Source organism: Paenibacillus sp. FSL R5-0810, from assembly GCF_038002285.1.
In the GTDB taxonomy this organism is placed as follows: Bacteria; Bacillota; Bacilli; order Paenibacillales; family Paenibacillaceae; genus Paenibacillus_AQ; species Paenibacillus_AQ lactis.
This window is the reverse complement of record NZ_JBBOCF010000001.1, coordinates 6,287,125-6,300,622: the sequence shown is the minus strand read 5'-3', so window position 1 is coordinate 6,300,622 and position 13,498 is coordinate 6,287,125. Positions and strand designations below refer to the sequence as shown.

18 protein-coding genes are annotated in these 13,498 nt (G+C 54.0%); 2 read left to right on the top strand and 16 right to left on the bottom strand.

Going from position 1 to position 13,498, the window contains the following annotated elements; all coding sequences use genetic code 11:
• Positions 1–6: 6 nt before the first annotated feature.
• From MKX76_RS28185 to MKX76_RS28145, 9 genes are all read right to left on the bottom strand, one after another.
• On the bottom strand, positions 7–141 hold the full coding sequence (locus MKX76_RS28185; protein ID WP_260842859.1) for a hypothetical protein: 135 nt from the start codon (positions 139–141) through the stop codon (positions 7–9).
• 23 nt (positions 142–164) lie between these two features.
• Positions 165–599: a phage tail assembly chaperone gene (locus MKX76_RS28180; RefSeq protein ID WP_007132046.1), complete on the bottom strand. Its 435-nt coding sequence runs from the start codon at positions 597–599 to the stop codon at positions 165–167.
• A gap of 174 nt (positions 600–773) precedes the next feature.
• Positions 774–1,181 (bottom strand): phage tail tube protein, encoded by a 408-nt coding sequence (locus MKX76_RS28175; protein WP_028404834.1) that lies wholly within the window; start codon positions 1,179–1,181, stop codon positions 774–776.
• Positions 1,182–1,335: 154 nt separating this feature from the next.
• Positions 1,336–2,805, bottom strand: coding sequence for a phage tail sheath family protein (locus MKX76_RS28170; protein WP_251535647.1), 1,470 nt, complete (start codon positions 2,803–2,805; stop codon positions 1,336–1,338).
• Positions 2,806–2,807: 2 nt separating this feature from the next.
• Positions 2,808–3,017 (bottom strand): hypothetical protein, encoded by a 210-nt coding sequence (locus MKX76_RS28165; protein ID WP_251535649.1) that lies wholly within the window; start codon positions 3,015–3,017, stop codon positions 2,808–2,810.
• Positions 3,018–3,029: 12 nt separating this feature from the next.
• Positions 3,030–3,884 (bottom strand): hypothetical protein, encoded by an 855-nt coding sequence (locus MKX76_RS28160; RefSeq protein WP_251535689.1) that lies wholly within the window; start codon positions 3,882–3,884, stop codon positions 3,030–3,032.
• A gap of 328 nt (positions 3,885–4,212) precedes the next feature.
• Positions 4,213–5,169 carry an alpha/beta fold hydrolase gene (locus MKX76_RS28155; RefSeq protein WP_251535650.1) on the bottom strand — a complete coding sequence of 319 codons (957 nt, stop codon included), beginning with the start codon at positions 5,167–5,169 and terminating at the stop codon, positions 4,213–4,215.
• A gap of 268 nt (positions 5,170–5,437) precedes the next feature.
• Positions 5,438–6,235, bottom strand: coding sequence for a TetR/AcrR family transcriptional regulator (locus tag MKX76_RS28150; RefSeq protein WP_251535651.1), 798 nt, complete (start codon positions 6,233–6,235; stop codon positions 5,438–5,440).
• 318 nt (positions 6,236–6,553) lie between these two features.
• Positions 6,554–7,063 (bottom strand): ArpU family phage packaging/lysis transcriptional regulator, encoded by a 510-nt coding sequence (locus MKX76_RS28145; RefSeq protein ID WP_007132041.1) that lies wholly within the window; start codon positions 7,061–7,063, stop codon positions 6,554–6,556.
• A 277-nt stretch (positions 7,064–7,340) separates the two neighbouring features.
• Here MKX76_RS28145 and MKX76_RS28140 point away from each other — a divergent pair, with 277 nt between their 5' ends.
• Both MKX76_RS28140 and MKX76_RS28135 read left to right on the top strand, forming a co-directional pair.
• Positions 7,341–7,781, top strand: coding sequence for a transcriptional regulator (locus MKX76_RS28140; protein ID WP_186311104.1), 441 nt, complete (start codon positions 7,341–7,343; stop codon positions 7,779–7,781).
• Between the two features lie 76 nt (positions 7,782–7,857).
• Positions 7,858–8,283 carry an ImmA/IrrE family metallo-endopeptidase gene (locus tag MKX76_RS28135; protein ID WP_007132039.1) on the top strand — a complete coding sequence of 142 codons (426 nt, stop codon included), beginning with the start codon at positions 7,858–7,860 and terminating at the stop codon, positions 8,281–8,283.
• A gap of 179 nt (positions 8,284–8,462) precedes the next feature.
• On the opposite strand, the gene MKX76_RS28130 is transcribed toward MKX76_RS28135, so the two are convergent.
• The 7 genes from MKX76_RS28130 to MKX76_RS28100 form a co-directional block, all read right to left on the bottom strand.
• Positions 8,463–9,023 carry a TetR/AcrR family transcriptional regulator gene (locus tag MKX76_RS28130; protein WP_251535652.1) on the bottom strand — a complete coding sequence of 187 codons (561 nt, stop codon included), beginning with the start codon at positions 9,021–9,023 and terminating at the stop codon, positions 8,463–8,465.
• Positions 9,020–9,439: a YvaD family protein gene (locus MKX76_RS28125; RefSeq protein WP_007132037.1), complete on the bottom strand. Its 420-nt coding sequence runs from the start codon at positions 9,437–9,439 to the stop codon at positions 9,020–9,022. Before MKX76_RS28125 ends, MKX76_RS28130 begins: the two co-directional genes overlap by 4 nt.
• A 417-nt stretch (positions 9,440–9,856) precedes the next feature.
• A complete protein-coding gene (locus MKX76_RS28120) occupies positions 9,857–10,594 on the bottom strand; it encodes a hypothetical protein (protein ID WP_251535653.1) in 738 nt (245 codons plus the stop codon).
• A 330-nt stretch (positions 10,595–10,924) separates the two neighbouring features.
• Positions 10,925–11,704: an AraC family transcriptional regulator gene (locus MKX76_RS28115; RefSeq protein ID WP_007132035.1), complete on the bottom strand. Its 780-nt coding sequence runs from the start codon at positions 11,702–11,704 to the stop codon at positions 10,925–10,927.
• A gap of 6 nt (positions 11,705–11,710) precedes the next feature.
• Entirely contained in the window at positions 11,711–12,307 is a 597-nt protein-coding gene (locus tag MKX76_RS28110) for a LysE family translocator (protein ID WP_007132034.1), read from the bottom strand.
• Between the two features lie 126 nt (positions 12,308–12,433).
• A complete protein-coding gene (locus tag MKX76_RS28105) occupies positions 12,434–12,802 on the bottom strand; it encodes a DMT family transporter (protein ID WP_007132033.1) in 369 nt (122 codons plus the stop codon).
• Positions 12,803–12,806: 4 nt separating this feature from the next.
• The gene (locus MKX76_RS28100) at positions 12,807–13,376 is read right to left on the bottom strand and encodes a TetR/AcrR family transcriptional regulator (protein ID WP_007132032.1); all 570 of its coding nucleotides are present in this window, start codon (positions 13,374–13,376) and stop codon (positions 12,807–12,809) included.
• Positions 13,377–13,498 lie beyond the last annotated feature (122 nt).

Genomic DNA, 13,498 nt, shown 5'->3' with positions numbered 1-13,498 from the left:
ACCTCCTCACATTTCGCTCTGATCAGCGAGCCGGTCCATTTCCTCCTGGGAAAAAGCGAGCAGCAATAAGCGCTCGCCTCGCGGCAGCCGCCAAAACTCTCCGGGGCGAAGGTGATGCCGGGCCCATAAGTGGTACAGCATCGTAGTCATTCCCCCGGAGCCGATCAGTTTTTTAGGTCGGCGATCTCGACTCCGAAGCCGGACAGCTCGAGCACCTTATCGCCGACGGCATCCAGCTCCCCGGCGAGCAGCATCCGGCGGACCGCCTGCTCTCCGCCCGACAGCTTCAAGCGGCTGGTAATGCGCGGATCGCCCCAGCCGTTCAGCGTAAGTCCTTTGACGGACAAGCTCCCGGTCGCTTCCGAAATCAGGAGCGCGTTGAACGTCTCCGTATCCACCTTCTCATCCACCGCGCCTTTCACGTTCCGGCGGACCGTACAGCGCTCGCGGATGCTGTCCACCTTGCTCGAAGTCAAACCATGCAGCACGATCTGCATATCGAGCCGCTTGATGCGCACCGTTTCCTCCGGCAGCTTCTCCGCCGCCTCGAACAGGCTGTCCAAAATTTGCTCTTCGCTCAAATGCTCGTTCAAGCTCATATCGTCTTCCCCTTTCGCGATTCTTTAGCCTTTCAATCGTTCACTCCATCGATTATTCAAGGTGTGAACCATTCATCTCTTTTCCCATAAAAAGAGCAGCATCTCCCAACATTCAAGGCATGAATCATCGATCGATGCTGCATGTATCTTTTTTTCACTTATACGATAAAATCATTAATCCGCCGTAATCGGGTCGAGCAGCTCGTACCCCTCAAAGGTGAACGATGTCTCCTCCTGCACTTCTTCACCCGCAGTCCAGTTCGCGAGCTGGATCTTGTCCGGCATGCAGCGGATCAGGCGCACGCGCTCGTGACCGTACGATTCCGGGTCGTCCAGCTTGGAAATAATATCGAACTTCGTAAAGCCGCGGGCGATCATGTCCGATGTAACCTTATAGCCGCTCATCGTGCCGGTGCCTTTTTTGCTCCCGCTCTTATGCACCGTCCAGTCGTTGCCGACCAGCTTCAGCTCGCGCTTCTCAAGCTCCACGCTCGCTTCCAGCTTGTTAATATGCGTCTGCCATACCCCGTCGATATAGGCCTGGCCATACGTTCCCATAATGACTCTTGAAGCATCCAACATAGATATTCCTCCTCAGCATTTTTGAATGATTGGATATTGATTGGACCTCACGGCACAGTAAGCCGAACCGTCCGGACTGATCCCATCCGTTTCGTCCTGAATCGTCCTAAGCTCGTGCGACGCGGCTCTTTAGGTTACCGGAGGCCATCTTCCTTTACTGCACGTAAAACGTGCCGAACAGCTGCTCCATCACATCGGTCAGCTTCACGTTCCATTGCAGGAAAACTTGATCCGGCTCCGGCTGCTTCACGGCGGAATCGCCGTAATAGGCAGGATCCAGAATGACGTCATAGCCGTCCGGCTCGATGACGTTGCTCAGCGACAGCTGGCCCAAATATTCTTTCACGGCGCCGATCAGGGCAAGCCTTCCTTCCTCGGTGTTATTCACCTTGCCGATGTACGTGCCTTCGGCGGCCGCCTGCAGATCGGCATGAATGGCGTCCATGACGCGGATCGAACGGATTTTCTTCCACGCATTGTTCTGCCCCTCCGCCGGATTTACGAGCGTATTGATGCCGCGCAGGGCTTTCACCTGACGTCCGTCAAAAATCAGCAGGAAAACGCCGTTTTGAACCGCAAGCTCCTGTTCCGAGCGGCTCCAGCGGCGGGTGACATCCTCAAACGGCGTCACCGCGTATGTAGCGGACTGGTTCAGCCGCTGACCTGCAATCAAACCGGCAACATAGGCGGCCGTCTGCGCGGAGCTGTAATCGACGCCGGACAAGCGTACGCCGGTGCCGACGTTCACAACGCCTTCGTGGTTTAGCGCAAGCGAACGGGCAGCGGCAGTCTTCGGCGCATCCTTGGCCACATCGTCGGCCGCGCTTCCGCCGAATACGGCCATAACCCCGCGGCCTTCCTGGCGGAGACGCTTCACCCAAGCGGCAAAGCTCTGAAGCAAGGACATGTCGGCCGCATAGTCCAGTGCCACGACATCGAACTGCTGGCCTTGGGCGGCTTCTTGAAACTCAAGATAATCCGCATTGGTAATTCCGCTGCTGCCGCTGGTTCCGCCGGTGAATGCCGCGCCGTTGACGTCGGCCGGCACTGCGCTGCCGTCGCCGAGCACGGTTGCGCTTACCCAGACGTTCTCCTCATCCTCATTCACCTTCGCAGCGATCGATGCGGCCGTACCGTCCGCGCCAACATAGGTGCCAAGCAGCTTGGCCCCTTCATACAGCCGAAGCTCCCGAGCGGCCGGATCCATCAGCGACGGCTGAATCGTTACCGAGAAGCCGTTTCCGCGGCTGCCCGGGTATTTAGCCTGAAGCTGCAGCACATCGGACGGCGTCGCTTCGCCATTTTGCAGCGTAACGGATGCAGCCGAAGCCGTACTGTCTGCAAGACGGTACGCGAGCAGCTTTTTCGGACCGCCCAGCAGCGCCAGATACAGCGTCCGATAAGCGGTTGCTCCATTATCTTGATCTGCGGAGAACGACTCGCCGATCGCATGCTCGCTTCCGATCTCGACAAACTCGCGTACCGGCCCCCAGTTCGCTTTAACGGGAACGATGACCGTTCCGCGTGCGCCGCCCTGAATCGCTGAGGCTGCCGCCGCTTTAAAATTCATATACAAACCCGGCAATACCGGTTTATTCGTGCTCTCCCATGTTCCTCCCGCCATGATTAATCCACCTTCGCTTTCATAAAATGTTTGATTTGTTCCTGCACTTCGGCCACAGTAAACAGCTCGCCCGCTGCTCCGTACATCGCGCCGGCAATAACTTCCGGCCGGACGCCGAACCGCTCCTTGGCATGAGCCGTCAACTCAGCCAATGTGTAACGCGGTTCGCTGCCGCTATTCACTTCCATCTTGGTTGATTTCTTACCCGCCATTTCGAGCCCCCCTTAATTTAGAATCGGTTGAACATGAACGCGGCGAATCCTTGCGGCTTCCTGCGCCGAACGCATCTGCCGCTGGATGAGCGTCAGCTTGAGCTGACCGTTCAAAATCGGATCGGCCTCCAAATCGCCGGAAATGCCGGCGACGGACAAATACCGGCCAGCATCGGGATCAAGCGGCAGCTGGGCCTGGGAGCCAAGCGACTCCACCAGCGAAAATGCCGTTAACTGTTCATGCTCTGAAGAAGTAGACGCCACATGACCCGTGAAGCTCTTGCTGATTTCGTAGACGGAGGCTCCCGCCATCTTCGTCTCGCACCCCGACAATCGCCACAGCACGGCATGATCTTCCCGGTCCGCCGGCCAAGCCGTGCGGTACACGCTCCAGCTGCTTCCGAGCTTCTTCGAAGTCCACGCGATCAGCGCGGAGAGCCACTCATCCGGTTCGACGATGCTGCCGGGGTCTCCGCCGCCGGCTGACGCCTCCGGAACATAAACGCCGAAACGGATAACCCGGACCGTGCGGCCCGGACCGGAATCCCATTGATCCGCCTCCGGAACGCCGAGATAATGAAGCTTGAAGGCGCGGTTCTCCGGACCTGTTACGCGTTTGCGATGCAGTCCCTGTATGAGCCGCTCCGCCTGCGAATCCAGCTGCCGGGAGACGATAGCCTCGCCCGCGTACAGCTTCAGCCTAATCACCTGCCGGTAGCCGACCCAAGGTGATTTCCATACATCCTCGCCAAGCTGCAGAACCGCAAAAAAATCATCTACAGCGCTTTCGGGCGGATGCACGTCATAAATTCGTCCCGCAAGCTCCGGCACCAATTCCATAACGGCCTGTTTGATCGCCTCTCTCATCGAAAGCACAGCCGAAGCGCATCCGGTACCCGCTGAAAAAACGGCTTGCCGATCAAGTCGTTTGTTTGCCCATTCATACGGCCCCCTCCTTCCTGTGTTGTAATGAACCGGGAATGAGGCTAGGGAGGCTGTCCGCATAAAAAAAACCGGCTCCATGGCCGGTTCACATTTCCTGTGTGAGATTAACGGTGCTGCCCTTTCCTTCATTCCCGATGCTATAATCTTACACCGGTTCGCACCAAGCGAAGACGGGGAATCGGCGAACATTCGGCGAAGTTTGGGAGGACTTGCGGCGGTAAAAAGACGATACCTTCCCGAAGGCTTCCCACTAGTGCGCTTCGATTGCCCCGTCTTGTTCTAGCGAGGTCAACACGTGTATGCTATCCATCACGATGCCGGGATGCAGCTGCGGAATCATATGCCCGGCATTGGGGTGCATGATAAGCTTGGAGTGTGGGATATCCTGGTGCAGCCAGGTGCTGTGCACCAGCGTTGGAAACGGATCCGCTTCGCCGGCTGTGATTACGACTGGCACCGTGATCTTCCCGTATCTCCCGGAAACTTCGTCACACGCGTGGACGAATGCCAGCACGTCCTCACGGTTGGCCCGAAATTGACCGGGCCGGAACCATAAAGCGCGGACGGCCCTTCCGTACTCTTCCGGAACCGGTTCGGGAGCAAAGGTGGCCCGCATCATACCGTTCGATAGCAGCCATCCCATCGGGGCCAGAAGCGTATGGAGGAACAAGCTGCCGAGAATCGGCATGGTCACGAGCTTCGACAGCAGGTCTCCTTCCGCAGCCGGATAATGCTTTCTATACATCCCTCCGCCTATAATAACCAGCCCTGACAGCTCATCCGGATAATCGAGCGCGTAGGTCAGTGCCAACACCCCGCTCCATGAATGCGTGACCAGTACCGGCCGCTCGGCTCCCAGCTGATGCAGAGCGCCATTCAGCATTCTTGCCTGGTCCTTCGGCGTTGTTTTTCCCTTGCGGACTCTTCCGCTGTAGCCATATCCGGGACGATCAAAGGCTAGCGCCCTGTACCCTTGGCGGACTGCCAAAGCTGAAGCTTCTTTGAAGTCCTCCCCCCACAGCACCCCGCCATGCAAAAATACGATCGGTTGTCCGGTTCCTTCGTCGTGGACATGCTGCCGAACGCCCTCTACCTCGACAAACGATCCGGCAGGCGGATATAATCGCTCCGCGCGGCGTACTGTGAATACGCTAAATATATATAGTAGAAATAAAATAGCGATTGCTGTTCCAAGCACATATAACATGCTGATCCCTCGATTCTTTTAAGTATATTTTCCACGTACTAAAAAGTATGTTTATCACACAAAAAATGCGGGTTGACCACCCAAAGCCTGAGCGAGAGCAATAAGCCTCCGTCTGAGCGTATTGGATGGTCAAGCCCTAGCATTGAAGGCTTGTCGCCCGAGCGTCGACGCTGATCATCGTGCAGCAGTCATCAGTACGCCGCCGGGAGATGCACGCCTTAAGAAGCCGTCTGCCTGTGAACGCATTTAGAGAATATCCCCGTGCTGCTCAGCGCCAGGGAGAGGAACGTGGATCTATTCCGTTCCACAGCATGCCGGCAAAATCGTCCATCATCGAATCCAGCTCCAAATCGTCCCGATGGATGACAGCGGTAACCAGCAGTCCATGCATAACGGATTGGATGTACACGGACATCGCTTTAGCATCCGCTTTGCCGGACAGTCGGCCGCTCCGCTGGAGCTCGGCGAGCATGATCGACACCTGCTCATGCATCTCGTCGAATACAGCCGCCAGCTTCTCCCGGATACCCGGCTCGCGGCTGGATACAAGAAACTCCAGGAACAACAGCGCGGAGTCCGGATGCTCCAAACAGGCACGGAACTGCCCGCGGAGCCAGGATGATAGCGCTTGGATCGGATCTTCAGCCTCCAGGACGGCTTGTGCCTGCATGGGAATCAGCCGCCGCTGCGCGGCAACATTATGCTCGAGCAGTGCTACGTAGAGATCTTGCTTGCTGGCATAATGCCAATAAACCGCCCCTTTGGTCATGCCTGCATCGGCAGCGACCTGATCGAGCGTAGCACCATTGTAACCGCAGCGAGCAAATACCCTTCGAGCCGACTCTAAAATCTTCGTACGCGTATCGGCCTTTGCCGGATCTCTCCCTTGATCGCTTAGCTGACCGGCGAGGTAGGCCCTCATCTGCTCCTTGCTGCCCAGATGGCGCCTGACCGTTGTCCAATGGACCCCGGCCGCTTCAGCGATATCGGCGTAATTGATTTTATCAAGAGGCAGGCGGTCCGCCAAACTCAACGCAATTTCTATGATTCTGGACTTGGAATCCATTTCGGCCTACACCTCGTTCTGTGTATTCATATTATGCTTACATACTTTTAGGTATGCTAATATAATATATTCTCAACAAGCTCCTTGTCAATGCACAGCATGAATCGTAAAAAAACCGACCCTCAGCAGAGTCGGTTCTGGCCCACAGTCGTCCATTATTGTCCAAAGAGTCATCCATTATTGTCTAAAGGAGTGATCCATCCATTGTCTAAAAGTCATCCATCTCTTGACTAAAAAAACCTCCAAGCATTCGCCCGGCCCATCAACCTTGCATGATCCACATTCCCGCGTCGGAACTCCCCCGATCATGGGCCGCGTTTATCGCAAGGCGCCTACCGCTTGCGCCCCTTCATTCTTTTTCAGCCGGGTTAGGGGCTTTACGAGGGTATCCAGCGATAACAGGCCCAGATCGGCAAGCACCAGCGCCATTTTATAAAAAGCTCGGGTGCGGATTTTTACATACGTGTCTTTGCTGACCGGCGGGTCAAAAATATGGTTGTACACCTTGTAGTCGTACACATCGTCCTGCTTCATGTACCGTTCCCTTATCAGCAGCTGCTCGCGTTCTCCCAGCCGCTCCACGATCGATTCGATCGTTTCGCAGTAGTGCTTCCTTGCCGCAGGCATGTCTACATTATATATCGCTACCTTTGCCGTCTGATCCGAGGTCACATTCGTCGGTCCGTGGAACCGCTCGGTGTAAGAGGCCGTCACGCTCGCTTCCCTCATTTCAAACGTTATCGTTTTATAAATTCGATACTTCTCGAATACCGCCTCAATCGCGTATTGGGTTTTTCTGCGATCCAATTCAGGTAACATATGATTCATACCGTTTCACTCCCCATTGATGGTTTATCCTAGCTTTCCTTTGCCATTTGGCAGAAAATCAAGGCCATGCCGACTGTTCGTATATTTGTTCGTATTTTTCGTTATAATACCACTATCTGGAGATCTTCGTAAACGTTCAATTGGGCGGCAAAATTCCAGAAATGGGCCTTATCGCTCTCTAATTCTTGCCTTTTGGCAATATTCCTTTGTTTTTATTTTACCTGTTGGCAAAGGCATCGAATGGGTTTATACTATAAACAGAGGTTACAGATGGATTATGGTGAGGAGTGGCCGGAGCGTGGATCACAGATTTGGAGCATACTTGAAGCAGATCAGGGAAGACAAAGGCTTAAGCATCAATCAACTCGCACAAGCCGCTGACATCAGCGGATCGCAAATCTCGAGAATCGAGAACGGGCTGCGCGGCATTCCAAAGCCGCAGACGCTTCGCAAAATCGCCGACGCGCTTGAGGTTCCCTATGAAGAACTGATGAGCAAAGCCGGCTATTTGGACTCGGAGCTTTCCCTGCATGAGGACCTGACCGTTCCCGACTGGGCCACGGCCAAAGATAAACGGGATTTCAAAAAAATGCTGGAGGACGACGGAGAGCTGATGTTCGACGGAATCCCGTTAAACCAGGAGGACAAGCAGCGCATCAAGGATGTGCTGACCGGCTTATTCTGGGAAGCCAAGCAGATGAACAAACGGAAAAAATAGCATGTCATGAAGGAGTACATAGCGATTACAACCCTACGACAACCCATAACAATCTCGATATTGCAGGTGAACCGGCATGGATGATCTTTTACAACCGTTAATCCGTCAGCTTGTCAGAAAACATCATACCAATTGCCCCTTCGAAATTGCAGCTTCGCTCGGCATTCATATCCGGTACGCGGACCTCGGCAAGACAACGAAGGGGCTGTATTTCCGCAAATTAAGACGCAGGTTTATCGTCATTCATAGTCAACTGCCGCCGCAGTGGCAGCGCTTCGTCTGCGCCCATGAGCTCGGTCACGATCGGCTCCATAAGGGAATCAGCCGATTTTTTCTTGAGGAGCATTCCTACTTCAGTCCGGGCAAGCTTGAGCGTCAGGCGAATCGGTTTGCGGTTGCGTTATTGACGGCGGATTTGACCATTGGCCCGGGAGAGTCGTTGCATGAGTTCTACCTTCGGGCAGGCATTCCACAGGAAATGCTTTTATTTTTTAGACTCTAATCGAACATACGTTCCGATTCAGTGAAACCTTTAACCTATCATGATCCAATCATGTACGGGAGGCAGACACGCGAATCTGTGAGTGGCGCATTCGTAGGAAAGCCAAAAGCGGCTGCACAGCAGCCGCAATTCTCCACATCTGCGTGGCGTTTGTATGCTTGGCGGACTACAGAGGGGACTTACCGGTTAGCGGGCGAACGGATGCCTTCCATCAAGAAGCCGACCATCTGCTCCAGTGCTTGCTGCAGCGTCAGCCGGCCACCGGAAGCATACTGGTCGATCAGCTGATATAATGCTCCAACATATACCTGAATGAACAACTCGACATCAAAAGGACGGAAGATGCCTGCAGCAGCCCCCTCGTGAATGATCAGCCGGATATTCTCCCAGCCTGTATTCATGTAGGCATCGATTTGCCTCCACTGCTCCGGGTACCGGAGCTCCAATTCCTTCATCACGCGAATATCGTGGAAGGCGACACCTTGCGGAAGGAGCGTTAATGCCAGGAATAGCTTATCCATTAAAGGAATCGAATCGTCCTTCATCAGCTTCTCCTCCTCCGCCATCATATTCCCGATGGACTGGACCACGATATGGTCGACCAATTCCTCCTTGGATTCAAAATGCTGATACAGGGTCTTCGTGCTGATCCCGAGACGGCCTGCAACATCCCGAATAGAGAACTTCAGTCCGCGCTGTGCGATTTCCTGAACAGCGGCCTGGGCGATTTTGTCCTTCATAGCGCCACCGTCTCCTTCTCGTTCACTAGATGTCCGCTTCCGATCAGCCTCGGCAGGAAGAAGAGCGGATACAGCATCAGGAACAGATTCGGCAGCCACCAGAAGAGATCGAAATCAAGCCGGATGCTCCAAAATGCAATGGCCTGCAGCCCTGAGCAAAACGTCAGCACGAGCGAAACCAGACACCACGGCTGCCATTTGAAATGGCCTTTCCTATAGAGATACATGCTCCATAAACCGGTTCCGGAGATCAGCAGATCCAGCGGAAGGAACGATAAGTTCCACGCCACCAGCAGCGGATTGTCATAATCCTGATACAGATACTCCTTCGGAATCAGGCTCAAGCCGATGAGCAGCCAGTATATAATAAATCCGATATCGGTAGCGAGCATCAGTGATTTTAAGGTTCGGTTCATCCCCATTCTCCTTTGCCCATGATCTATTATCCATTCTCAGTCCTCACGCAGAAATCACGGAAAGCAATTCGGTTTATTTGTTTTCCATCTTACCCCACCTTCAGCTCATAATCAAGAGCGATTTAGGCATGGCTTTATAACAACCGACTGACTGCATACAAAAACAGCCTCCGCTCTCCCGGTATTGTAACCGACAGACGGAAGCCGTCTTTTTAGTTGTTTAGAGTTTTTGGCCGGGCTTGGTACCCTCTCTAACTGACCCCATTTTGCCTGTATTAAAACCGGCAAACGGGAGCCGTCTCTTAGCGGTTTATGGTTCCGCTGACAGGCTGTTGCCCTCTCTCCTGCGGTTTATGGTTTCTCCCAAGCCTGTTGGCCCTATGTCTAGCCCTCGATCCGGCCGACCGGCACAGCGCGTCATTTCCCCAGCGGTTCAAAGATCGCGGCCTGCCGCTTGCCGATCTTCATATGCTGGAGCCTTCTGAAACGGTCATGCTTTAATTTTTGGCCTTTGTCGGAAATGACTGCGACAACCGAACGGGCGGGATCGAGAATCGGGTGGATCTGCTCGAAAAAGCGCCCCACCGGATCTTCGCTTCCACCGCCCCAGCTGACCAAGTCCCCGTACGGGAGATCCGTCATAACGATGTGAGTTCCTCGGGCTCGGTCCAGCCCCCCCTTCGGATCCGTAATATCGCTCTGGAAGCATGCCGCTTCTTCGATCGCGGATTCGGCGATCAGCTCCTTCAGGCGAGTTGCGCTTTCCAGCGCATCCCGATGGGACGGCTTTCCGTATTGTTCATACAGCGACTTGATCTGCTCGGCTCGCTGCTCGAGCCCCTCCTTACGCAGCAGGGACAGGTTCTTTCCCGCGATGGGGAGCACATCGGGCTGAATGTCCGAGCCGATGATCCGGCCCAGCCGCCGTCCATGAAGCAGCCCGACCACAGTCAGCAAATACGCGCCTCCGCAGCAGGGATCATATAACGTGTAGGGGCCCTCAGCCCCCTTTTGTTCCAGAAGGTGAAAGCATCGCTGAGCCAGCTCGCTTGCCAGTCTTACGGGAAACGAGGTTGTGCCTCGAGCGTTGTAAAGCACCCGGCCGCTGGCAAAATCCTCGAAACTGCGCGGTGCTGATTCATATAGGTATTCCATGGCCATAATTCCTTCCATCTCTGTTCATGCAGCTGCATGCTTATCCTGATTAGATTCAACTACAGATTAACATCGATTCGCCGGATCTCCAAACCCTTTGAAGCAAGCAAGGCAGCGATGCGGCCGTTACCTCCCCGCAGCCCAAAGAAGCAACCCTAGGGCGAACCGACACGCGGGTCTCCTGAGGGTTGCTCCCATTAACTTGATCATTAGGTCGGACGAGCAAAGGGCTAAAGCCCCGACCGGTCCCTCATCCGCTCATTCGCTCATCTGCCGCCGATGCTAACCGCCTCTTTCCCCTGCATATTGTCCATGCGGACAAGAAACAGATTATCGCTCCAAATGGGACATGTAATCATAGGCCGTCGTGCCGTACACATTTTTGAAATGCCGGTTCAAATGCGCAAGATCCGTAAATCCGCATTGGGAAACGGCGAGATATACGTCGCGGCTGTCCTCGATGAGATGCTTGGCCCGCTCCACCTTGCAGTTTAAGTAATATTGGTAAGGCGACATGCCGGTGTTCGCTTTAAAGGAACGGATGAACTGATATTTGGACATGCCGAAAGCATGACTGATTTCATCCAATCGCAGCACATGATCCAGATGCTCCTGCATCAGCGCCTTCGCCTTCTTGGCAAATCCGCTGTCCCGCTTACCTTCAAACCTCAGTATATCTTCATTAAAATGCCCCGCCAGCCCCAGCAGCAGCTCGCTGCACAGCGCCTCCGGCTTGCCGGTGAATATCGCCCTCGTTACATTCAGAATGCTCTGCCTTAGGCCGGCATGATACACGATCGGCGTATGGAAGCGGATGATGTCCCTCTTCTGGATCAGCTCATGAAACAGCTGCGGATGAATGTAGATCATCACATAATCAATGCCCGTGCGCTCCTGCGACCAGCCGTCATGGCTCTGCTCCGGATGAAACAGCATCACGCCGCTCTGATAGGAAGCTTGCTGGCTTCCGTCGAGGGAATACTTCTGAATTCCGCGCAGGGTGACGCCGAGAGCGTACTCCTCGTGGTAATGCTTCTTATATTTGAAATCGGTAAAGCTCGCGGACAGGGCCGTGATGCCGCACGCTTTTTTATAGATAAACCGCTCCATCTTCCATCACCCCCTCAGAAGATTCGGTAGGTCCGACACGACGATGGCTGAATACAGCAGGAACAAAGCCAAGACCGTGTTGGTCGTTCTCCGGTATTTTTGCAAAACGCCCTGAAACAGATTGCCGCACACCGCCCAGGTCATATACGCAGCCAGCCCGATCAGCGAGACAGCGACAACGAAGACGGAAATGACCGGCCCCTCGGTATAATAGGGCATGACATAGCTTGGAATGACCGTAAGGGTAAACAACACGACCTTCGGATTCAGAAACTGCATCAAAAACCCCGATGTGAAGGAAGCCGTCTGGTTTGTCGACGCGTTGGAAACGTCCATATGATATACCTGATACGCCAGATACAGCATGAAGAGACAGCCTACTACCCGCAGCACCGGCAGAATGAACGGCATTCCGGAGGACAGCGTCTCGCCGAGGACGACAGATAGGGCAATCAACAGGAAAAGAGCGATCGATGCCCCGGCGATATAGCGGAGCGTTCGTTTGATCCCCGACTGCTGGACCGATGCCAGAATGACGATATTCGACGGCCCCGGAGAGAACGCAACGATAAAGCAATAAATAAAGAACGAAGAAAAATTCATGACCTGCAGCTCCTTACAAGGAATTCCCTTGCATTATAGAGCGGCCGGTCGAAAAGGGTATAGTACATTATTGCGCATTCAAAAGAGCTGCCCGAGTATTCCACTGGCCGGATCCAAGGCCTTTTTTCAACCTGCCTGAACGTCCGTTTGCTCCGCCTTCGGCTGTTCCTGCGCATGGGCGCCGCCCGACAGGTTCAGCAGCACAACCCCTGCGATGATCAGCAGAATCGAGAATATCTTCAAACCGTTAATTTGTTCCGAAAAGAACGAATATCCGATCAGCGTGATGATCATAATGCCGAGGCCGGACCAGATCGCGTACGCCACCGAAATTTCGATCTGCTTCAGGCTCAGCGTCAGAAAGCTCAGGCTGCATACATAAAAAACGACCAGCAGCACGCTCGGCAGCAGCTTCGTAAATCCCTCCGACATTTTCATATTAATGGTGCCGGCTACTTCAAACAAGATCGCCAGAGCTAAATAGAACCAGTGCATCGTTTCATTTCTCCTTTCCCTGCCCCGCGGCGATGCCGAACAGCAGGATATCCATGATCGACTTCAGCAGCTCCCCAAGCGGCATCTGATGCTTCACCGTTGCCCGGGAGTCGTACATTTGCTGGATTGCGCCCAGATACAGATCGATAAACAACGGAAGCGAGATCGGCTTGATGACGCCCTCAGCCATCCCCTGCTCCATCAGCTTGCTGACGATGCCCCACTCTTCTCTGAAAAAGGTATCGAGCTTCTCCCATTGGTTATAATGAAACTTTTTGAGATCCGTCAAAAGGCGCATATCCATCTTCTCAAGCTCTTGCGGCAAACAGATCAGGATTTGATGGATTTTCTCCAGAACGCCCAGCTGTCCATCTTCCGCAATTTCCCGCTCCCGCTGCTGGATATGCTGAATTAAGCTATCAACGATCGACTCGACGATCTCTTCCTTGGAGGAAAAATGCTCATAAATGGTCCGCTTGCTGATCGCAAGCCCCTGCGCCAGATCACTGACGGTAAAGGCAAATCCCTTCTGCTGGATCAAACGCATCGTTTCTTTCAAAATACGCTCCCGCATATTCGAGCCTCCTTGTTCTTCTTACGTTGAGCCACTTGGATACGGTGCTTTACTTCCGCTTTGCCTCTGACCGGGTTGTCGTCCGCTCAAGGCGTGCTTTGTCTTTCCTGTTCTTATCCCTC